This window comes from Paenibacillus sp. S25, assembly GCF_019454085.1.
Taxonomy (GTDB): Bacteria; Bacillota; Bacilli; order Paenibacillales; family Paenibacillaceae; genus Paenibacillus; species Paenibacillus polymyxa_B.
The window spans coordinates 4418773-4441318 of the sequence record NZ_CP073683.1; the positions used below are offsets into that span (position 1 = coordinate 4418773).

General features: G+C 47.3%; 15 protein-coding genes and 1 riboswitch. Of the genes, 3 read left to right on the forward strand and 12 right to left on the reverse strand.

Annotated features, from left to right (window positions below):
* Nucleotides 1–133 precede the first annotated feature (133 nt).
* From KAI37_RS19285 to gcvH, 10 genes are all read right to left on the reverse strand, one after another.
* Entirely contained in the window at nt 134–1630 is a 1497-nt protein-coding gene (locus KAI37_RS19285; protein ID WP_071642409.1) for a methyl-accepting chemotaxis protein, read from the reverse strand.
* A gap of 284 nt (nt 1631–1914) precedes the next feature.
* On the reverse strand, nt 1915–2556 hold the full coding sequence (locus KAI37_RS19290) for a 50S ribosomal protein L25 (RefSeq protein ID WP_076294365.1): 642 nt from the start codon (nt 2554–2556) through the stop codon (nt 1915–1917).
* 231 nt (nt 2557–2787) lie between these two features.
* Complete coding sequence (gene pulA / locus KAI37_RS19295) at nt 2788–5322, reverse strand: type I pullulanase (RefSeq protein WP_076294366.1); 2535 nt, start codon at nt 5320–5322, stop codon at nt 2788–2790.
* A 304-nt stretch (nt 5323–5626) separates the two neighbouring features.
* Entirely contained in the window at nt 5627–7282 is a 1656-nt protein-coding gene (locus KAI37_RS19300) for an amino acid ABC transporter ATP-binding/permease protein (protein ID WP_220030044.1), read from the reverse strand.
* Complete coding sequence (locus KAI37_RS19305; RefSeq protein WP_220030045.1) at nt 7275–9422, reverse strand: DUF454 family protein; 2148 nt, start codon at nt 9420–9422, stop codon at nt 7275–7277. Before KAI37_RS19305 ends, KAI37_RS19300 begins: the two co-directional genes overlap by 8 nt.
* A 214-nt stretch (nt 9423–9636) precedes the next feature.
* Nucleotides 9637–10782 carry a mannitol-1-phosphate 5-dehydrogenase gene (locus tag KAI37_RS19310; protein WP_220030046.1) on the reverse strand — a complete coding sequence of 382 codons (1146 nt, stop codon included), beginning with the start codon at nt 10780–10782 and terminating at the stop codon, nt 9637–9639.
* Complete coding sequence (locus KAI37_RS19315) at nt 10779–11213, reverse strand: PTS mannitol transporter subunit IIA (protein WP_220030047.1); 435 nt, start codon at nt 11211–11213, stop codon at nt 10779–10781. Before KAI37_RS19315 ends, KAI37_RS19310 begins: the two co-directional genes overlap by 4 nt.
* Entirely contained in the window at nt 11210–13288 is a 2079-nt protein-coding gene (locus KAI37_RS19320; RefSeq protein WP_220030048.1) for a BglG family transcription antiterminator, read from the reverse strand. The genes KAI37_RS19315 and KAI37_RS19320 overlap by 4 nt, the downstream gene beginning before the upstream one ends.
* Before the next feature lie 81 nt (nt 13289–13369).
* On the reverse strand, nt 13370–14848 hold the full coding sequence (locus KAI37_RS19325; RefSeq protein ID WP_076294372.1) for a PTS mannitol transporter subunit IIBC: 1479 nt from the start codon (nt 14846–14848) through the stop codon (nt 13370–13372).
* Nucleotides 14849–15225: 377 nt separating this feature from the next.
* Nucleotides 15226–15624, reverse strand: a complete 399-nt coding sequence (gcvH, locus tag KAI37_RS19330; protein WP_071642426.1) for a glycine cleavage system protein GcvH — start codon at nt 15622–15624, stop codon at nt 15226–15228.
* 394 nt (nt 15625–16018) lie between these two features.
* Nucleotides 16019–16117, forward strand: a riboswitch (glycine riboswitch).
* Nucleotides 16118–16293: 176 nt separating this feature from the next.
* Between gcvH and gcvT the strand changes: the two genes are divergently transcribed.
* The 3 genes from gcvT to gcvPB all read left to right on the forward strand — a co-directional run bounded on the left by gcvT (nt 16294) and on the right by gcvPB (nt 20369).
* Complete coding sequence (gcvT, locus tag KAI37_RS19335; protein WP_220030049.1) at nt 16294–17394, forward strand: glycine cleavage system aminomethyltransferase GcvT; 1101 nt, start codon at nt 16294–16296, stop codon at nt 17392–17394.
* A gap of 126 nt (nt 17395–17520) precedes the next feature.
* Complete coding sequence (gcvPA, locus tag KAI37_RS19340) at nt 17521–18876, forward strand: aminomethyl-transferring glycine dehydrogenase subunit GcvPA (protein WP_076294373.1); 1356 nt, start codon at nt 17521–17523, stop codon at nt 18874–18876.
* Nucleotides 18873–20369 carry an aminomethyl-transferring glycine dehydrogenase subunit GcvPB gene (gene gcvPB / locus KAI37_RS19345; protein WP_275955741.1) on the forward strand — a complete coding sequence of 499 codons (1497 nt, stop codon included), beginning with the start codon at nt 18873–18875 and terminating at the stop codon, nt 20367–20369. Before gcvPA ends, gcvPB begins: the two co-directional genes overlap by 4 nt.
* A 118-nt stretch (nt 20370–20487) precedes the next feature.
* On the opposite strand, the gene ptsP is transcribed toward gcvPB, so the two are convergent.
* Together ptsP and KAI37_RS19355 are read right to left on the reverse strand one after the other, a co-directional pair.
* Nucleotides 20488–22200, reverse strand: a complete 1713-nt coding sequence (ptsP, locus tag KAI37_RS19350) for a phosphoenolpyruvate--protein phosphotransferase (RefSeq protein ID WP_025722137.1) — start codon at nt 22198–22200, stop codon at nt 20488–20490.
* The gene (locus KAI37_RS19355; protein ID WP_013372579.1) at nt 22193–22468 is read right to left on the reverse strand and encodes an HPr family phosphocarrier protein; all 276 of its coding nucleotides are present in this window, start codon (nt 22466–22468) and stop codon (nt 22193–22195) included. The genes ptsP and KAI37_RS19355 overlap by 8 nt, the downstream gene beginning before the upstream one ends.
* Nucleotides 22469–22546: the final 78 nt, after the last annotated feature.

The window sequence follows — 22546 nt, forward strand, 5'->3', positions numbered from 1 at the left end:
ATCAACTTCCATCTAATTATAGCTTCTAAAAATCCCATCTTCATTTCCCTTCTTAAAACGCAGTAAAAAACCGGAGACTACCGCTAGATAGCGATAATCCCCGGATCTCTAGTCCGATAATGAAGCATTTCGGTTATTTGCTTTTGCTGATTTCGGTAGAAATGTTGTCCTCCTTTTGATCATGTACCAGTTCTTTTAATTGAATAATCAACGCCTCCAGCTCACTAAACCCGGTCACCATATTGGAAGTTATATTTCGTTGCTCCTCTACTCCAGCCAAAATTTGTTCTGACGCTGCACTCGCTTGTTCCGTTACACTTGAAAATTCCGTCATTTCTTGAACAACCTGAGATGAGTATTGCTGCATGCTATTCGTACTGTTTTCCACATCTACGGCCTGCTGCAGCACTTTATTGGCATTTTGCAGGATATCCTCCAGTACAATTTCGGTCGAATGTGCCGATTCCATACTTTGCTGTAGCCTTTGCTGTCCCATATCAAATTGGTTAACGACAGAATCCATCTGAGTTCTCAGTTGAGTCAAGATACCTTCCATCGCCACCGAGGTGTTCCCTACCATTTCAGCCAAATTACGCACTTCTCCAGCTACGATGGCAAATCCTTTTCCATGCTCTCCCGCTCTGGCGGCCTCAATGGATGCATTCAAGGACAGCAAATTAGTTTGTTTTGAGATTTGAGTAATATCTTTAAGCATGGCAGACATGCTATCACTTTGTACTTTAAACTCGTCCAGTTCTTCTTTGGTACGACTCATGACCTGACCCAAATCCTTGATTTGAGACGTTAATGCCAGCAGTTGACTGCTCCCTCTGTCCCCGGCATTTTTCGTATCTTCGGAAAGCTGCTTCAGTTCTCGAGAATGATCAGCTACCTCTCGCACGTGCCTGTCAGATTGGGCCAAGTTATCCGTAACCTCGGTGATATTCGAAGCTTGCATTTCTACCCCTTTGGCAACCTCCTGAAATCCAATAGCGACTTCATTCGTCACGCTGCCCGTAGCATCCACTTGATTCCTGAATCGTTCTGTAAAGTTATGCAATCCAGCCACTGCTTGTTTAACTTGCTCAAACAGAAATTCAATTCGTTGCCTTGTAGCATCGATATCTTTATTTTGCTCTTCACTTTTCTTAAACTGCTTTTGATTTAACACCGATACCACTAACAGTAGCAAACCAATGAGTAAAACAATAATAAACTCATGCACATAGCGCAAAGAACCGGTAGCTGGGGGAACTGGGGGCGTACCGATTGTTATTTGCACAAAAATATTACAGAGATTTAAGGTCATAGCTACCAGAAAATATCGGTAAGACGGATACAGCAAAAACAAAGAGCAAATTAATATGGTGGTCACTACCTCGACGCTAGATAAGTTCAAAAATATACACATTAATACGCTAAAAAAAGTAGTAATCCACGGAATAAGGCGGATTCCTTTCTTTTTCATATTCAGGATCGTTAAAACTGCCGCGACTACAAATCCTACACCATTAGATACCCACATCGAGGGATTAGATAATGCCGGGACGATGCCGCTCAAGGCCATAATCCAAAAAATAATGATCACCAATTTGTTTCTTTGCCACAACAATTCATTCGTTCTGTCCATGATTGTGTACGCGCTCCTTAGATATATATTAGGTATTTATAAAATAAAAATGTAAATGCCATACTATATATATCGTCATATCAGAACGCGTATTGAATGAAAATCGTACAAACACCACATTCCCTTTTAAACACCAAATCACAACAGGACAACTTTTTAAAGGGAAAGAGTATGTAATAGTAAATAAATGAATGCAAAAAATCGCCCCCCTAGCAGGGAGCGATTTGAATTCATTTTTGATAATCTTCTGCAATGGGAAAAGGTTCATGTACCCACTGATAATATTAGGATTCCTTGTTTTCGGAAGCCTCTTTAGCGCCTTCGGTTGCCGCTGCATCACCTTCCACAGCAGCATTTTCCACTTCAACTGCACGCGGAACGATAATAGAAGCAAGCAGTTCTTCTTCAGGGACGTGCAGTGTTACTCCTTTAGGGAGTTTCAAGTCGCTAGCGCTCAGCTTGTCGCCAACATCAAGCGCGGATACATCCACCTCAATAGTAGATGGCAAATCAGCCGGAAGACCTTCGACTTCAACTTCCGTTTCCTGAACTTGCAGAATACCGCCTGTTTTTGTACCTGCAGGTGTACCCTGATAATCAATAGAAACACGCACGCGAAGCGGTTTGTTTTTGGCAATTTTCAAAAAATCGGCATGCAACCACTGGTTGTCACGCTGTTGATAATCTTTAATAATAACTGGAATGGTTTCTCCACCCTCAACAGTAAGGTTGAACACCTCTGAACGTCCGGTTCTGACTACTTTATTAAATTCCTTGGCATCGACATGTACAGGGGTTCCTTCAAGCTCAGAGCCGTAAACCACAGCTGGAATCCGTCCTTTTAACCTCAATTCACGAATAGCCGAACCCTTCTTCTCTGTTCTCGGCTGGGCGGTCAGTTGAATACTTCCTCCATTAGAACTCATGATATACAACCTCCTTCAGGTTACCTTACAAATGATTTTCCTCCAAGAATCTTGCCTGTTTACCAGTCGTACTACAGGATATAAGCCAGCAAGCTGGCAAAACTAAACAAGTCCATAATTCTATTTTACCCCTTTTTTCTGAAACTGACACACGTTTGCATAAAAAAATAGCATTTTTCGAAATGATCGAAAAATGCTACTTTCGTATATATAGCGACCAAGCATACAAGTCTATCCGGCCCGATTATCATTTACCAGTAGCAAATATTCTTCTCTGCCACTATGAATCAATACCTGCATCACAGACTGGTTCGGGTCTATATCAATATATCGATCTGCCTCAACATCCTTGGCATCCCAGTGATTAAGCCGGACAATGTAGCCGATTCGCTGTATATCAGGGGCCACCTGAATACGCGCTACTGCACGACCATCATCCAAATCACGGAATTCGACATGTCCGTCGCGGTGCCCCGTTCCCCATACCCATAGGTTCCAGCCAGTGTATTGCCGATCCGCACGCTCATAGATCAGTTCAATCGTGCGAAATGGGGCGACTTCACTATCGTTTCCAAGCTGGACATCTGTCAACGCTATGGCTGTACCTGCAATTTCTTGATCTGTTGCCTCATCCGAGTCTTCCAATTCGTTCTCCGCCTGACGATTAGCCTGATCTTGTTTAGTCACAAATGAGACTCGTGCAGGTTCTTCCTGATCATATAACACCATCATCGACCAGCGTGATACGGTTACACGATGGCCTACGACTTCATACCGTGTCTCATTACCAGCCCCGTGTGCATCCACGACCACATGCCAACGATCCGATTCCGCAGGCAATGCTATCGTCTGCTCTGCATCCGAGCCGTTATAAATCACCACAATATGATTCCAGGCATCGCCGTTAGCATGGTGCCTCAAAGCAAAAGCCACCACATGCCCACTGCTTTGCAGCACTTCCATGTGCTGCTCCACCAGCTCACGATGATCCATTCGGAATGCCGGGTGGCTGCGTCGCAAAGCAATTAAGCCTTGGTAGTAATCAAACACTGGGCGAAACCTCGCCTTGTTATCCCAACGGATGGCATTGACTACATCTGAGCTTCGGTAGCTATTATGGTCTCCACATTTGGAGCGCAGCAGTTCATCCCCTGCATGAATAAAAGGAATACCTTGAGATGTGAGTACCATGCCGTTAGATAACAGGGACTTGCGTACGGTTTCGTCCTCTAGCAAGTTATTTTCATCCAGTTCCCAATACGGGTCTGTTTCGGCAACAGCTTGTTCAGGTGTCCTCCCATCCTGTGGCTTCCCCTGCTCCCATTGTGGAAAACGACAGTGCTCCCGCAATTGTCTTACCGTCAAAATTTTATCCCACAGATTGAGATTATCGTGGGCAGTTACATAATTGACGGTCTCTGATGGCTGAGCTGTGAAATCATGAATCGCCCCAAAAGCACCTTTGAGCACCTGTTCCTCCTGATGTTCTGCACCTGTGGCAAACCCGCTCCCAGTACCGTCGCTATCCCCCTTAATAGCAGAACGGTAGTTGTCGTTAAAAACAGCAAAGCCTTTGTCCCGTTGCGTTCCTTTTAGCGTAAGCAAGGGTTGCGGAGATTCTCCTCCCGTCCAAGGCTCACCATAGATAAGCAGATCCGAACGCACTTCAGAGCGAAGTTCTTGCGTAAGCTGCACCACGGTTGGGGTATCAATCAGACCCATCAGATCAAATCGAAAGCCGTCTATATGATATTCCTCTGCCCAATAGCGTAGTGAATCTTTGATATACTTGCGCACCATCGGGCGTTCGGTTGCCACCTCATTACCTACACCTGATCCATTGGTGAGCTGCCCTTGTTCATCTGTTCGGTAATAATATCCAGGTACAACAGGCTCAAATGGCCCCTGTTCCACCGAATAAGTATGGTTGTACACAACGTCCATAATGACACCGATGCCGGCAGTATGCAAAGACTGTACCAGCAGTTTCAGCTCTCGTATGCGTGTCTCCGGATCAGCCGGATTGGAAGAATAAGACCCCTCCGGCACATTATAATGCTGCGGATCATAGCCCCAGTTATATTCAGTATCTAATTCCGCAAAGTCATTCACCGTATGAAAATCAGCTACTGGAAGCAAATGAACATGTGTAATGCCCAGCTCCAGCAGATGATCCAGCCCGATGCTGTTCCCCTCAGTATCCTTCAATCCTGTATACGTAAAGGCCTCAAACCGTCCCTGAGCAGCAGATAAGTCTCTTTTCCCCGTATTAAAATGGGGATCCATCGAAAAATCACGTACATGAAGCTCATAGAGAATGGCATCTGTCGGCCGCTTAAGTGTAGGCCCCGCATCCAATTCCCATCCGTCCGGGTTGGTTTGAGCCAAATCAATGATCGCTGTACGCTGCCCGTTGGCTGATACCCCTGTGGCATATGGATCGGCAGCATAATGAATGGTGTTGTCCGCCCACTCCAGCCTGTACATGTAATAATATTTGTTCCAGTCCCCTTCCAGCTCTATAGACCATACACCTTGATCATCACGGCTCATGAGAAATTCCTGACCACCACCGTGCTCCTGAACGTTCCCCTCCTGATCGTACACCCCCGCATCGTTATACAACGCTATATGGACCTGCTGCGCAGTCGGTGCCCATACCTTGAACTTGCTGTCCGCAGACGTATAAGTAAGACCCAAATCATAGCCTTCATATATAGGATATGTTGTGTGCTCAAGCTCTTTGAGCTGATTGAAATCTGACATTCCTGTTCACCACCCATTTCTGTACATCGGCTTACAGCCTCTGTTCATCCATCATTTATGATGTTTATGACTTGTCAATATACCTCAGGATTTTGTAAAATCTTCACCTAATAGGCTATCAAAATAAGACAAGCTTGAAAAGCTGGATGATTTAAATAAGGATGACGCTTCCATTTCAACGCACACTCCATTTTATGACAAAACCATGAACAGGCTACAGCTTTTGCCCTCAAGGTATAACAATAATTTCCTAGATTTCATCACTTATTGCTAAATAAGTACGTTAAAAAACACGTTAGAAAAGTCAAGACAATCTACGGTTATCCATTTCAAAAATATCGTCTGCAATCCGCATGGTAGAACTTCGGTGCGAAACAAGGACAACCGTTTTATCTTGCTGCTGTTCCTTTAACGATTTTAAAATAATTGCCTCGTTCAGGCTGTCCAAATTGCTGGTAGGCTCGTCGAGCAGTAAGAGAGGCGCATTATGGACAAAGGCTCTCGCCAGCCCCAAGCGTTGGCGTTCTCCACCGGACAGCCTGTCCCCTAATTCTCCAACTCGGCTGTCATACCCTTGAGGCAAGGTCATAATAAAATCGTGCACGGATGCCTTACGTGCTGCTTCCACAACCTGCTCATGCGTAGCATCAGGCTTTCCGATTTTGATGTTAGCTGCAATTGAATCATCAAACAGGAACGTATGCTGGTCTACATAGCTCTGTAAGCCTCTCACATGTCGGGTTCCAATTTCCTTCAAATCGTGCCCGGATAGCAAAATTTCACCTTGCTGCGGGTCCCTAAATCGCATCAGCAACTTCAGCAGCGTAGACTTGCCAGAGCCGCTTTTACCCTGAATGCCTAAAATCCGCTTATGCGGTATCGTGAGACTTACATCATTCAGCACCGTTTGACCATCGTATGCAAAAGTCACCTTGTCTACTTGTGCCCCAGTAAAGGCAACACTTATCCCTTCGATATTTTCCTCTACCTCCGGGGTTTCCTCCAATAGACTCAATACTCGTTCCCCGCTCGCCAGCGTTTGAAGCAAATTGTTGGACAAATTGCTCAGCGCGACGACCGGACCAAATGAACTAAACAGGGCAATGACAGAAATTAGCATACCTGTAAAGTCAACCTGTCCATTAGATATACCGTACAATCCAGCCAGCAGCATCAAGAATGAGAATCCAACTACAGCCGCATCTGTGATGGCTCTTGTGATACCTTCATGATGCTTCAAGTCCTTCTGCTTGGCATCTAATTGATCCGTACGACGGTTAATCTCATTCAAACGTTGTTCTCCTTGCCCATATTGCACAATTTCCTTCATACCCCGTAAGCTGTCCAAAAAATAACTGCTCAGCTTGCCAAAGCTGCTTCGGTATTCCATCCCTTGACGTTTGCCCATACGTGACGTGAGTAAGGGAATAAATAAACCGACAGTTAGGTAAGCAAGCGCAGCAAGCCAGGCTAGCAGAGGCTCATAAGAACCGATAAAAAACACCATGAGTAGTGAAGTGATGATGCCGATCATAACAGGCGCTATCGTATGCGCATAAAATACTTCCAGTAGCTCAATATCACTCGTAATGAGTGAAATCAGATTCCCCTTGTCCTTGCCTTCCAATTTGGCTGGAGCGAGTCTGCGCAGGGCTTGAAGTACCTTATCACGCAGTACAGCCAGCAGCTTGAAAGCGAGATAATGACCACTCATTTGCTCGCCATAACGGAATACGCCGCGCAGTACAGCACAAACGACAATCGTCGTCAGCAAAAACGACATGGTGTAGCCTGTAGTGATGCCCGTTGCTGTAAGCAGAGCTAGGGCTCCAAACACTATAATGCCAATAGCACAAACAAAACCAAGCACTCCTGTAACAATCGTGATGAGCAGCACAGGTAAAAGAGGCCCCGCCAATACCAATAATTGGCCCATGATCCGTAATCCGTGTCTACGCATATACAGCCCCTCCTTTTACAAACTGCTCTACCCGGTGTTGACTGAGATACATCTCTGCATAATGTCCCTGCTGGCTCAACAGCTCATAATGCGTTCCCGATTCTGCCACCAAACCGTTTTGCAGTACATAGATACAGTCGGATTGAACTACATTTTCCAGTCTGTGAGAGATAAGAATCACTGTTTTTTGACCTGCCAGCGCATGTATAACCTCCATAATGCCTTCCTCACTTTCACTGTCAATGTTAGAGGTGGCCTCGTCAAAAATGTACACACGACTATCATGCAGCAATGCTCTGGCTAGTGCTAGCCGTTGGCGCTGTCCTCCTGACAGATTCGCTCCCTGCTCTTCCAGTTCTGCTTCCAGTCCTCCTTCTGAAAGGATAAAATCATACAGCTTCACTTGTCGCAAAGCTTCCAGCATTTGTTGCTCATCCGCGTGCTCATTGCCCATTTTTAAATTCGCTTCCACTGTGCCTTTAAAAATATAGCTGTTAAAACCGATCCAGGTCATGTGACGCATGCGGCTTTCTTCCGAAATATCGGTAAGTTCGGTTCCTCCAATCGTCAAACTTCCTCGATACCCCTCGTGATGCCCAACGATCAATCCGGCTACCGTACTTTTACCAGAGCCTGATTCCCCAACAATTGAAACAAAGCTGCCCTGGGGAATATCCATGGATATATTTCGTAAGGTATCTCTTTCGTCGTAGGCGAAACTCACCTGTTCCAGTCGAATATCTGTGTTTTCTATGCTTTCTTGTCCTTGTATAAGATCCTCAGTACTCAACATTTGAAATATTTTGTCGCTTGCTGCCATTCCGTTCATAGCGATATGAAAGTAAGAACCCAGCAGACGCAGAGGAATGAAAAATTCTGCCGACAGCAAAACAATGATGATTGCTCCCGCCAAGCCAATATGGCCTGAAGAATATTCGCTTACCGCGACCAGTACACCCGCAGCGGCACCACCAAATGCGATAAGATCCATAATGGCCACGGAGTTAAGCTGCATTGTCAGCACTTTCATCGTCATTTTGCGAAAATCCTCAGCTGCTGTGTTCATTTCCTGATGTTTATCCTGATCTGTCCCGTACATTTTGAGCGTAGTCAGTCCTTGTACATTCTCCAAAAAGCTGTGACCCAGATTGACGTAGCTGCCCCAATATTTCCGAAACAGCTTTTTAGCCATCCTCATAATGACAATGATCGACACCGGAATTAAGGGAACGCAGATCAATAGTATAATGGCTGCTTTGAAGCTGACAAAAGAGAGGGTGATGAATAACGTTACGGGGGCAAGCAGACTGTAAAATAGCTGAGGCATGTATCTACCGAAATAGGTTTCAAGCTGCTCTACCCCTTCTACAGCAACCTGTATAACCCCCGAGGTGGAGGTATGATCTGTATATGCGGGTCCCATTTTGAGCAACTTGCCGTAAATTTGCGAGCGCAGCGTTTTTTTAGCATTTACCGAAGCACGATAGGATAACATACTGGCTGCATAATTGCTCAGACAGCGAATTGCAATAGCAGCAATAACAATGACCGTCATAGATAGAATCAGCTTGCGAGTCACTTGTCCTTCCCATGCCTGCTGCATAACAAAGGCCATAGACAACACAGCAGCTATACTCCCCAAAAGACCGATCCACTGCACAAGCACACCCAATACGATATATTTCCGAGAATGTTCCACTAGACCGAGCAGACGGCTGTCGACCATTTTAGACCTTTTTTTCAGAGTAGGTGCAGGTGAAGACGTTTTTTCTGCTGCAGCGTTTCTCACTGTTCCGATTCGGAATATAAAATAATAATATTTAAAAAGGATGACCAAGACGATGAGCGTTCTGCCCCACACATTAGGGATGAAAATAAAGCCTGTAATCAGCATCGCTGACGCTAAGCCCAATGTCGTGATTTTCGTAGACAACTTCAACGACCTTGTTTGCACAAAACTCTCTAGATGCTTTTGGTACAGAGAGGTATTCGAAAACCACTGGTGAATCCTTTCGGACCCCCGCATAAAGAAAAAGGTCGCTAGCAGTAGAAACGGTGTAGTCGGTAGCAACGGTAGCACTACACCAATAACTCCAAGCGCCAAAAATAAAAACCCTAAGGTAATATAGATCGGTTTCACTATAATCCTCCCTAATAGTTATAATAGTAATGATTTCATTTTATAGATAATGATAATCATTATCAATATAAACAATTTAAGCAGGTTGTTATGTGATGTAAATCACGCATATAAAAATCCTCTTGAAGCACATCTCTACAGAACACGTTAGTGTTGATGTCGATGCTTTGTCTTCAAGAGGATCTTCGAGAGTAGATGTTGATAATTCGTTGTTTTATGAATTTATAATATCATATTGCTCCAATATCTGCCGATGTAACGGGTGATCTGCGGTTATGGAAGTATAACGCGTTAGCGCCACACCCAGTCCCTCACTGCGGATCACCTGCTGAAGCTCGACTGCCTCGGGGTCCTCCGTAATATCAAATTTACAGGCAGCCGCCATTCCTAACGCCAGATGATCCGTCGGGATGCCATACTCCTGCGCTTGCAGCGCGGGACGCACAAGACGGTCATTGGGAGACAGCTTACGCAACGGTGAACGTCCGACCCGAGTAACATCGTCTGTCAGATTAGGGTTGCGGAAGCGATCCAAAATTTTAGAGATGTACTTCTTATGCTCCCCTTGATCCAAACTGAAGCGCTTCACAAGCACTGCTCCTGTCTCCTCTAGTGACCCTTGTATCGAATCCACCACCTCGCTATCCTTCATAGCCTCCTGAATGGTAGCATAACCTGCGTTATAACCAAGATAGGCTGCCACGCAATGCCCCGTATTCACCGTGAACAGCTTGCGTTCAATGTAAGGCTCTAGGTCCTGCACGTACAGGATACCTTCGATCTCTTCATGGTCAGGTGCCATTTGCGAACGATCCACAACCCACTCGTAAAATGGCTCTACCTGCACATGTAACGGGTCCTCGTGTTGCTGGATCGGCACAATCCGGTCTACAGCAGCATTTGGAAAATACACCGAAACCTCAGCCTTGGCACGGGTCGCCTCATCCAATAGGGCAAAAACATGCTCTTTCAGTTGGGCGCTGCCTCCGATTGCATTTTCACAGGCAATCACATGCAGCGGCCTTGCTCCTCGCTCTACCCGCCGCTTGATTCCCTCCGCAATGCCTGCTGCTATGTGCTTGAGGATGCTGACCCCTACTGCGGTCGTTACCAGATCAGCGTGGTCTACCGCATCGGCTACAGCCGCTGCATCCTTGCCGTCAATCGCCGTCACATTCGTGACCAGCTCCGTATCCTTTGTATCATTGGCTAACTCTACGGTGTATTGTTTACGACGACGTAACTCGGATACAAGGGTGTCGTTGACATCTGAAAAGACAACCTCATAGCCTGCACGCGACAGAATCAATCCGATAAAGCCGCGACCGATATTTCCTGCTCCAAAGTGGACGGCTCTCATAGTTCCATCTCACTTTCGAACAGATCTATAATTTCCTGTGGGGTCACCGCGTTGCGAAGTTTATCCATATTTTCTTCCTCCGCACACACCACAGCGATACTCGTCAAAATCTCCATGTGATCGCCGCCTTGTGCTGCAATGCCGATTACCATGTATGCTTTTTCTTCCCCAAAATCTATGCCTTGCGGAAACTGAACGATGGAGATGCCTGTGGATTGAATAAACATCTTGGATTCCTTGGTGCCATGTGGAATAGCCAGCCCGTTCCCGATATAGGTGGACACGATCTCCTCGCGTTCCAGCATCTTGTCAATGTACTCACTTGAAATATGTCCTGCATCCAGCAGGATTTGTCCAGCCATACGAATCGCCTCATATTTGTCTTTGGCGGTTGCGTTCATTTTCACTTTGTCTATCGTCATAATACTCACGGTAGGTTCCTCCCTGTCCCTAATTTACTGTGGAAAAATTCAGCTAGTTCACTCGATATATAATTGACAATATGATCCCTGCTACCGTGTTCCAGTAGCGTAACCATATCTTCCTGCAAGAGTAATGCACTAATCTCGCTCAATACCTCCAAGCTTTCTCTCGGCAACTCACGAGGTCCCAACATGAGCAGCACGCATTCTACTTGTTCGTCTGTATCCGCCAACAGCGGTTCTGCCAGCTTATACAAGGTAAGCGAAGGCTTGCGAATATAGTGGCTGCGCGTATGAACTAAAGCAATGGAGGTATCAGAGATCACCTGACTACCTTGGCGTTCTCTTTCCATGAGCTGTGCAGCAACCGCAGAAGGCTCTGTAACATTTCCCCGCCCCGCCTCAAACATGCATATAGCCTCTACGGTCGCCGCCATATCCATCCCCTGATTTTCCAGTGGATACACTTGAAATTGCTGTACAATGTGTACAATTTCCTCGAGACTTTTCCGCAGACCGGTAAGCCACTCCATATCCTGACCAGGCTGAACAGCCTGTTCCTGCTGATGGTCATTGGGATGATTGAGTGTAATATGCTGGATGAATTGACGCAGGCGATCACTCTCCTCCTGCGTCAGCAACGGGCTGATCTTAAGATACCGATCCGGTTCAAGCGGTAGCTCTACTGTCGAAATGATCAGATCATAATCCTCCTTGGGAAGCCGCGCCGCCTCGTACCATGAAGCCCTATCCACAATTTTGATTTGTGGCAGCTCTTTGGCGAGCCTTGTTGCCAGAAGTCTGGATGATCCAATGCCGCTCGTGCAGACTACGATGGCCCGCACCTCCCGCCGCAATTGTCGTAGCCGCTCCAGCGAAGCTCCGAAATGCATGACGAGAAATCCGATCTCTTCATCTGGCACTTTCATTTCTGTCATGTCTGCCGCAGCCTTTTTCACTGAGTCGAACAAGCTGCTGTAGTCCTTACGTATTTGCTGAAGGAGGGGGTTACGAATCGACCTGCCTTCCTTCAAACGTTTGAACACCGGGGCCATGTGGGCAATCAGTCCTTCACGCAGAACACGGTCCTCTTCCAATGGCGTGCCTGTCTCTTCCTCCACACGACGAATCAACTCATGAACCGATTCCAGCAGTACGAGATCATCCAGCGGTAGTAGCCGGGTGGAGTGATCCTCGGCATCACGAAACAGTAGCCTGAGATAAGATCGTTCCGGCTCTGGAAATTCAATATCCAGCGCCTCTGACAACTCCATGCATATGCGTTCCACCATAGCTGTGCGAAGCATGATATTTTCATCTGAATCTGTTTTTAAATATGAGGGAAGAGGATCCATAACATACCCGAGTCGCAGACGTGCCAGCGAAACGCAAATTTGAATCAGCAGCTCCATATATTTGCTTTCCACCATGTTTTCCAGCCATTTTTCATGGGGCTGCCAGAGGGCCTTTTCCACAATCAGCAGGTTCCCTCTGCCAATCATCTCCAGTAACTTGTCGGCGACACGGGTTACAGAACGAAGTTCTTCTCGGACTGAAAACAGATCAGATTCATCCAAATATTCGAGAGCCAGCTCGGAAATCGCCCGTCTTTTGTCTGTCTCCCGTCCTGTAATCTCGACGCCGTACCCCCGTCTGCGGACAAGCACGAGCCCCCGTTCCCCAATCCAGCCTTGTAATTCGTCCAGATCATGACTGACCGTAGTTACCGTGACTTTCAAGTCTGAAGCCAGCGCCAGCAGCTTGATCGGCTCCCGTGTATCCAGCAGCATGCAGAGAACCACGATCTTTCTCTCCTCAGCCGAATATTCGTCTGACTTCGTATGCAGCAATTGCCTTCGCAGACATACAAGCTGAGCTGGGTCAGCATCTATACAGATACCAATCCCTGACTTTTTCTCCAGCTTGACCTCATGAGCTGCCAGCCAATGCTCGACTGCTCCCAGTTCCCGATGAACCGTCCTTGTGCTGACATTGATCTTCGTGGCAATTTCCCCGGCTGTAACCTCTTTGGACTGCTCCAGAAGATATTCCACGATGTCACGTTGTCGTTTCGTAATATTCATAAGCGCATACCGTTCCTTCCCAAGCTCATCCCTCCAGCAGGAGACTTACACTGCATACAGTCCGCCTGACTACGACGGGGATTAAGAATCGGATTTCAGACGTTCAACCAGCGCTTCGTATTCAGGGCTCTTCAGAAAATTGTCAATGGAAATGTGCTCAGCATTCGGGGCTACTGTTTTAGCCCGGTCTGTCAACGTTTTTTGCGTAATGACAATATCCGCATCCTGTGGAATTTCACTGATTGCCGTATTCGTAACTGTCACACCTACGCCCGCCTGCTTCATTTTTTTGCGTAAAATCGAGGCGCCCATAGCGCTTGAACCCATACCTGCATCACAGGAAAAGACGATCTTGTTCACTTCGGATTTATCCTTGAGCGTTCGATCTGCGGCAATCTCGGCAGCACGATCAGATTCGTGGTTATCTTCCGTTACAGTGGCGTTAGCACTTGCACTCTTGCTTTGATTTTTCATATCTTTCAGGCGGGATGCAGCTTCCTCCAGCCCCTCTTCTTTTTGCTTACTAGTCTTGAGTAACACTGCGGCAACAGCAAAGGATACGACCGCAGCAGCGATCACCCCGCTCAGCATTGGCAAATATCCGCCTTTTGGCGTCATTAGAAAATAGGCGATGATGCTACCCGGTGAAGGAGCAGCAACCAGTCCGGCACCTGTCAACATAAAACAGAAGGTTCCCACAACGCCCCCAGCTATAGCAGCAAGAATCAAAATCGGCTTCATCAAAATATAAGGGAAATAAATTTCATGAATCCCGCCGAAAAAATGAATGATGACTGCGCCAGGAGCTGACGACTTCGCAGTGCCTTTGCCGAACAGGCAGTAGGCCAGCAAAATACCGAGCCCTGGCCCAGGGTTAGATTCCAGCATGAACAGTACGGATTTTCCTGTTCTTGCAGCTTCCTCCAACGCAATCGGACTCAATACTCCGTGATTCAGCGCGTTGTTTAAAAATAATACTTTTCCGGGCTCAATAATGAGGTTGACAAGCGGCAGTAGCCCTGCGTTCACGAGGAACTGTACCCCTGCCGACAATATTTGACTGATCATTTGTACAATCGGGCCGATCGCCACATGGGCAAGCAGTGCTAGAATGGCACCGATAATCCCGGCCGAAAAGTTATTGACCAGCATTTCAAAGCCTGATCTGACCTTGCCTTCAATGGCCTTGTCGAACTTCTTCAATATCCACGCAGCCAGCGGACCAGCTACCATCGCGCCCAGGAACATCGGGATATCGGCTCCCACTATGACACCCATCGTCATAATGGCACCAATCACACCTCCACGCTGTCCGTGAATCATCGTGCCCCCTGTATAACCGATCAGTAGCGGCAACAAATAATTTTTCATCGGGTCAACCAATTGTGCAAAACCTTCGTTTGGAAACCATCCGGTCGGAATAAAGAGTGCCGTAATCAGCCCCCACGCAATAAAGGCTCCCATATTGGGCATAACCATACCGCTAAGAAAACGGCCAAAACGCTGTACGGCGACACGAGTGCCTCCTTTTGAACTTGGCTTTGCGTCCAATGTACTCATATTCAAATCCTCCTTGTAGGTAAGCATCACTACCTTTTCTTAAAATTCATACTAAATGACAGCGCTATCTTCATCAACGAAATGAAAACGTACTTTCGTCATGAACGTTGATGACAACATTTAAATTTAAATTATCCGGGAAGGTATTATACCTGCATAATTCTTCTTAATATGACCTGTAGCTATAGAAATTAGTCGAAAAACCGTGCTGGATTATGTATGATTCTTATATGGGGACAACCCTCTAAATCAGAATAAAACACGTAATTACGTTTGCAAAAAGACAAAAAAATAGCCGCTATGTTAAATCATAGCGACTATTTTATACAATAATCGAGCAGACAAATAACCCTCTTACTCCATACTACAATGCTCCATTACTGCCCATCGGAAATCAACTGCTCATACTGGTCCGCAGACAGTAGCTTGCCCAAGGCTTCCTCCACCTCTTTATCCATCTCTACTTCGATCATCCAACCTTTGTCATAGGGAGATTCATTCACTAGCTCAGGCGTACTTTCCAGCGTTTCATTCACTTTTAATATGGTTCCCGTCACCGGAGCAAAAAGGTCGGATACCGTCTTCACCGATTCAATCGTACCGATCTCCGCTCCCTGCTCAATCGTTGCTCCCGCCTCAGGTAATTCTACAAAAACAATATCACCCAGTTGATGCTGTGCAAAGTCTGTAATACCAATCCGCACCGTTCCATTCTCTGTCCGCTGAACCCACTCATGTTCGTCTGTATACCAAAGTTGCTGCTTCACTTCACCCATTCTGTTCCCCTCACTTCCATATGAATAAAATCGCTTTTGCTCACCTGTATTAGACAGGTTAAGATTATGACAACAAGAACACTCATGTCAATAATACTAACAAAAATACTTCATATCACCTCATATAGCGTACTATATAAAAAAATGATAGCTTATAACAAACGCTTACATATCCTTATTTATATATTAAATGTTTTTTCTATTATTTTTGATGACATTTTTATTGACATTTTGAATGAATTTGCGTATTAATGGGTTATAGCAAATGCTTTGGGAAACACACCGACAACTGCAAACGCGGATGAACGCGGAGGGAGAGACTGCCAAAAAGATTCGCATAGCTGTTGCCGCTTGTGAGACATAAGTGCACGCGAATCGGATCAAGTTGTTATCTGCAAAGCCAGGTAATATACCGTTGATCCCGAAGGTAGCGCCGAAGGAGTAAACCTGCATTGCAGGTGAATCTCTCAGGCAAAAGGACCTCTGCCGGACGCATCTCTGGAGAGCATTCGCTATTGGAGCGGATCACCCAAGGGGAAACCCGGTACATACCGGGGTAACTTTCTGGTATCAAGGACAGAGCTGAAAAAAGAGTGTAGACTGCCGTCTATACGTTTTTTTCGGCCTGTCTTTTTTGTTTAGCCGATCACACCGGATAGGAGTGGAATAATGACTAATTTGCGAAAAACACCGCTATATTCGTCCTACGGGACGCAGTCTGGGGTTCGTTGTATTGACTTTGGCGGCTGGGAGCTCCCGGTTCAGTTTAGCGGCATTCAAAAGGAGCATGAGGCCGTCCGGCAACGTGCGGGTTTATTCGATGTATCGCATATGGGCGAATTTTTGGTTGAAGGCAAAGAGGCCGAAGCTTTTCTGCAAAGGGTGACCACGAATGATGTCAGCCAGTTGGAACCAGGTCAGGCACAATATTCACTCCTGTGTTACCCCGATGGAGGTGTAGTAGACGACCTACTTGTTTACTGCAAAGGACCGGAACGCTACATGCTCGTTGTGAACGCATCCAACATCGATAAGGATTGGGATTGGCTAATTCGTCATATGCCTGCATCCGTTCACATGGAGAATATGTCTGATGCGATAGCATTGCTGGCGTTGCAAGGACCGGAAGCAGCACGTATTGCCGCAGCCGTGGCAGATACGGACATTACGAATCTGGCATCTTTCCGCTTCCATGAGAATGTGCCATTGTTCGGAGCAAAAGCACTTGTCTCACGAACCGGATATACGGGCGAAGACGGTTTTGAATTTTATGTACCTGCTGCGGAAGCACCAGCCGTATGGGAGGGTTTGCTTCGTTCCGGTGAGTCGTATGGGCTGATTCCCGCTGGACTTGGTGCTCGGGATACACTACGCTTTGAGGCACGATTGCCGCTGTACGGTCAGGAGTTATCTGCCACGATTTCACCACTCGAAGCTGGTCTAGGTTTCTTCGTCAAGCTGAATAAAGGAGATTTTATCGGTAGAGAAGCACTGCAACGTCAGAAAGAACAAGGGATTCCTCGCAAATTGATCGGGCTGGAAATGATTGATCGCGGTATCCCACGCGCCCATTACCCAGTATTCGCAGAAGGACAACACATTGGTGAGGTTACAACGGGGACTCAGTCGCCCACCTTGAAGCGTAATCTGGGCCTCGCCTTGGTGGACAGTCGTTTTAGCGCCCTCTCTACACCGTTGGAGGTTGAGATTCGTGGCAAACGCCTGCGTGCCGAGGTGGTGGCAGCACCCTTTTATAGACGCCCGCGCTGATCTTAAACTCTTTTTATTTCTATAAAGCAAACATGTCAGATATGAACTTCTGGTTTTTTCATCTCACACACTTTTTTATTAGCTAATTTACGTTTGAAATTTGCTTTTCGAAAGGAGCCAGAACCTATGAAGCAGCATCGTTATCTCCCTATGACTGAACAGGATCAAACCGAAATGCTACGTGTGGTCGGTGTATCATCCATTGATGATTTATTCAGTGACATTCCAGAGGCCATTCGATATCAAGGGGAACTGCCTCTTTCTTCTCGACTCGATGAGAAAGCCTTAACCCGCCACTTGGCTGAGCTGGCCGGACACAACGCCAATACAGACACACATGCCAGCTTCCTTGGCGCAGGAATTTATGATCATCATATTCCGTCCGTCATCCAGCACATCACTTCACGCTCGGAATTCTATACAGCCTACACCCCCTATCAGCCGGAAGTAAGCCAAGGCGAGCTACAAGCCATTTTCGAGTTTCAGTCGTATATTTGCGAATTGACGGGCATGGCTGTAGCTAATGCCAGCATGTACGACGGAGCGACTGCACTGGCTGAAGCGGGCTCACTGTCCGCCGCAGCTACCCGCCGTAAACAGCTTATCGTATCAAGGTCCGTCCATCCGGAGGCACGTCAGGTATTGGCAGCCTATGCACGCGGATTGGATTTGGACATCGTGGAGATCGGCTGTTCGGACGGCGTAACGGATGTTGATGCGTTAGCGGCAGCCGTATCGGAACAGACCGCGGCTGTTTTGGTCCAAAGCCCCAACTTTTTCGGAGCCGTGGAAAACCTGAAGCCGATGGCTGACCTCATCCATACGCACAAAGGTCTTTTGGTCGTCAGTGCCAATCCACTAGCACTTGGCTTGCTGGAAACACCCGGCAAACAGGGCGCGGATATTGTGGTAGGAGACGCGCAGCCACTTGGTATCTCCTCTTCTCTCGGCGGTCCGACCTGTGGATACTTTGCCGTTTCTCAGGCACATATGCGCCGTATCCCCGGCCGTATTGTGGGTCAGACCACAGACCGCAACGGTAAGCGCGGCTTCGTGCTGACCTTGCAAGCGCGGGAACAGCATATCCGCCGCGAAAAGGCCACCTCTAACATTTGCTCCAACCAAGCGTTGCTAGCTTTATCTGCATCTGTATACTTGTCTGTCATGGGTAGACAGGGGATCAAGGAAGTAGCGGAGCTAAATTTGCATAAAAGCCGTTATGCTTTAGAGCAATTGCTGAGCTTGAAGGGCGTAACTGTCTCGTTTAACGCACCGACGTTTAACGAGTTTGCCCTTAGACTGCCTGAGGGTACAGATATGAGCAAACTCCAGGCCGAGCTGCTAGCTGCTGGATTTATCGCTGGCTACGATTTGGGCCGGGACTATGAGGAACTTGCTGGTCACATGTTGATTGCCGTGACGGAGCAAAGAACCAAAGAAGAGATTGACCAATTTGTACACACCTTGGGGGGATTGCTATGACACACACCGGACAGGATCAGAAACAAGGGCTGTTGAAGGAACACGATCAAGCGCTCATTTTTGAATTGAGCCGTCCGGGTCGCATCGCCTATTCCCTTCCCGAGTGCGATGTTCCCCGTCGCCCGGTGGCAGAGCTTTTGCCAGATTATGCGCTGCGTAGCGAACCTGCGGCATTACCCGAGGTATACGAAGTAGACGTTATTCGGCATTATACCGCCTTGTCCCGGCGTAATTTCGGTGTGGACAACGGATTTTATCCGCTCGGCTCCTGTACGATGAAATACAATCCGAAGGTGAATGAGGATGTCGCCCGATATACAGGCTTCGCCAAAATCCATCCATATCAGCCAGAGGAGAGCATCCAGGGTGCCATGGAGCTGCTGCATACGCTCCAAAATGATTTGGCTGCGTTAACTGGCATGGATGCCGTCACGCTTCAGCCCGCCGCGGGCGCCCATGGCGAATGGACCGGGCTGATGATGATTCGCTCATACCACGAAGCACGTGGTGAGCGACGTACCAAGGTGCTCGTGCCGGATTCCTCGCACGGAACGAACCCCGCCAGCGCAACCGTCGCGGGCTTCGAAACAGTCACCCTCCCCTCCACCCCTGAGGGGCTGGTGGATCTGGATGCGCTGCGTCAAGCCGTAGGCAACGACACCGCGGCGCTCATGCTGACCAACCCGAACACGCTTGGGCTGTTCGAGAAGCAAATCACTGACATTGCTGCCATCGTGCATGACGCAGGTGGTCTACTTTACTATGATGGGGCGAACTCCAACGCCATCATGGGGATTACCCGTCCCGGAGATATGGGCTTCGATGTAGTGCATCTCAATTTGCACAAAACGATGAGTACCCCGCACGGCGGCGGCGGCCCCGGCGCTGGGCCTGTCGGCGTAAAGCAACGGCTCATCCCTTATTTGCCCAAGCCACTTGTCGTACGGGATCTGCAGGGGGTGTACCACTGGGACCGGGAACAGGGAGATTCTATTGGACGGGTTAAAGCCTTTTACGGCAACTTCGGTATTCTCGTCCGTGCCTATACCTATATCCGTAGCTACGGTCCTGATGGCTTAAAGCGTGTATCGGAATGCGCTGTGCTCAATGCCAATTACATGATGCATAGGCTCGCTCCAGATTTTGACCTGCCCTACCCTGGACATTGCAAACACGAATTTGTAATGTCGGGGCGAGGCTTGAAAAAATTTGGAGTGCGTACGCTTGATGTAGCCAAACGGCTGCTTGATTTCGGCTACCATCCGCCTACAATTTACTTTCCGCTGAATGTAGAGGAGTGCATCATGATCGAGCCCACGGAGACGGAGAGTAAGGAAACACTTGATGCTTTTGTCGACACTATGATTCATATTGCGCGGGAAGCAGAAGAGAACCCTGAGCTGGTGCTCAATGCACCATATACTACTCCAGTCACACGATTGGACGAAACTACCGCAGCCCGCAAACCTGTACTGAATTGCTCATGCAGTTAAAAACAAATTCTACTTAAAGCATGCAAAAAAGCCGGTATCATTAGATACCGGCTGCTGTATGTACACAGCAATTTTTTTGTTGAAAAAAGATATAACCTTTGAAATGGAATACCCTTCCTTAGCCTTCGATGCTTTGAACCAATTCAACAACCTGTTCTGCTGTTTGCATGTCCAGAGCTTTTGTAGCCAGTTTTTCCATGTCCGCACGGGACAACTTGGAAATTTGACTACGTGCTGGCAGAATGGAAGTTGCGCTCATACTGAACTCATCAAGTCCCAGACCCAGCAGCAACGGAATTGCTGTTGTATCTCCTGCCATTTCGCCACACATACCAACCCAACGTCCTTCACGGTGAGCGGCATCAATAACCATTTTCACCAGACGCAGAATAGATGGATTGTATGGTTGATACAGGTAAGAAACCCGCTCGTTCATGCGATCCGCTGCCATTGTGTATTGAATCAGATCGTTTGTACCGATACTGAAGAAATCCACTTCTTTTGCGAATTGGTCAGCCAATACCGCTGTAGAAGGAATTTCTACCATGATGCCCAGCTGAATTTCTTCAGATACGGATACACCCTCGGCTACCAACTTTTCCTTTTCTTCCAACAAAACAGCTTTAGCTTCACGGAATTCGTTCAGCGTAGCAATCATTGGGAACATGATGCGCAGGTTACCATGCACACTTGCACGCAACAAAGCACGCAATTGAGTGCGGAAAATATCCTGGCGATCCAGACACAGACGAATAGCACGGAATCCAAGGAACGGATTCATTTCTTTCGGCAGGTCTAGATAAGGAAGTTCTTTGTCGCCACCGATATCCAAAGTACGGACTACAACCGGTTTACCTTCCATTCTTTCCAGAACGGTTTTGTACGCCGTATACTGTACTTCTTCGGATGGAAGCTTATCGCGTCCCATGTACAAGAACTCCGTACGGTACAAGCCAACGCCTTCACCACCGTTGTCCAGAACACCAGCTACATCATTAGGCGTACCAATATTGGCTGCCAGTTCCACATGGACACCATCGACAGAAACCGTAGCTTCGCCGCGCAGCTTGCGCCACTCTTCGCGTTGCTTGTCGTATGCCACCTGTTTAGCACGGTATTCCGCAACAATCTCTTCGGTAGGGTTCACGAATACGTGACCATCCAAACCATCAACGATAATCAAATCACCGCTTTTAGCTTGAGACAATATATTTTTCGTTCCCACAACTGCAGGAATTTCAAGTGAGCGAGCCATAATAGCCGAATGCGAAGTACGTCCGCCGATGTTCGTTGCAAAACCTTTAACAAATTCACGGTTCAGCTGAGCTGTGTCGGAAGGTGTCAAATCTTCTGCAAGCACAATCGTTTCTTCGGCAATTTCTGCAGGACTAACAAAATGAACACCAAGCAGGTGATTCAGGATCCGCTTGGTTACATCACGCATGTCCGATGCGCGTTCTTGCAAATAGGCACTTTTCATGTTTTCAAACATGGAAATGAACTGTGTAGCTACTTCATTCAAAGCATAGTCAGCATTAAGCTGCTCGTCTCTGATTTTAGCTTTAACCGGATCGATCAATTCAGGATCATTCAGGATGAGCAAGTGAGATGCAAAAATTTCTGCTTTTTTCTCTCCCAGCTCCTGAAGCGTTTTCTCCTTAATGGATTCCAATTCGGTTTGAGATTGTGCCAAAGCCGCATCCAATCTCGCGATTTCAGCTTCAACATCACCAACCGCGCGTCTCTCTACAGCGTAATTCGGATGCTCCAAGATAAACGCCCGGGCAATGGCTATGCCTGCCGAAGCGGCAATCCCGGAAATTTTAAGCATGAACTTCGCCCAGCCCTTCGTTAACGATTACATTTTCAAGAGCTTTCAGTGCTTCGGCAGCTTCAGCGCCTTCGCAGATAATGTTAATAGTATCGCCTTGTTCCAGACCCAGAGACAATACACCCAGAATGGATTTCAAAGTTACTTTTTTACCGTTAGCTTCGGCAAAAGATTCAGCACCGCTGAATTTGTTAGCTGTATTTACCAGCGCAGTTGCAGGACGTGCATGGATACCGTCTTCATCCGTAATTCTAAAAGTTGTTTGCATAATTTGTTCCTCCCACTTTCCTAAAGATAATATTTGTTTACACGCAGTATACCAGATAGTTGATCAGACGGCCTAAGC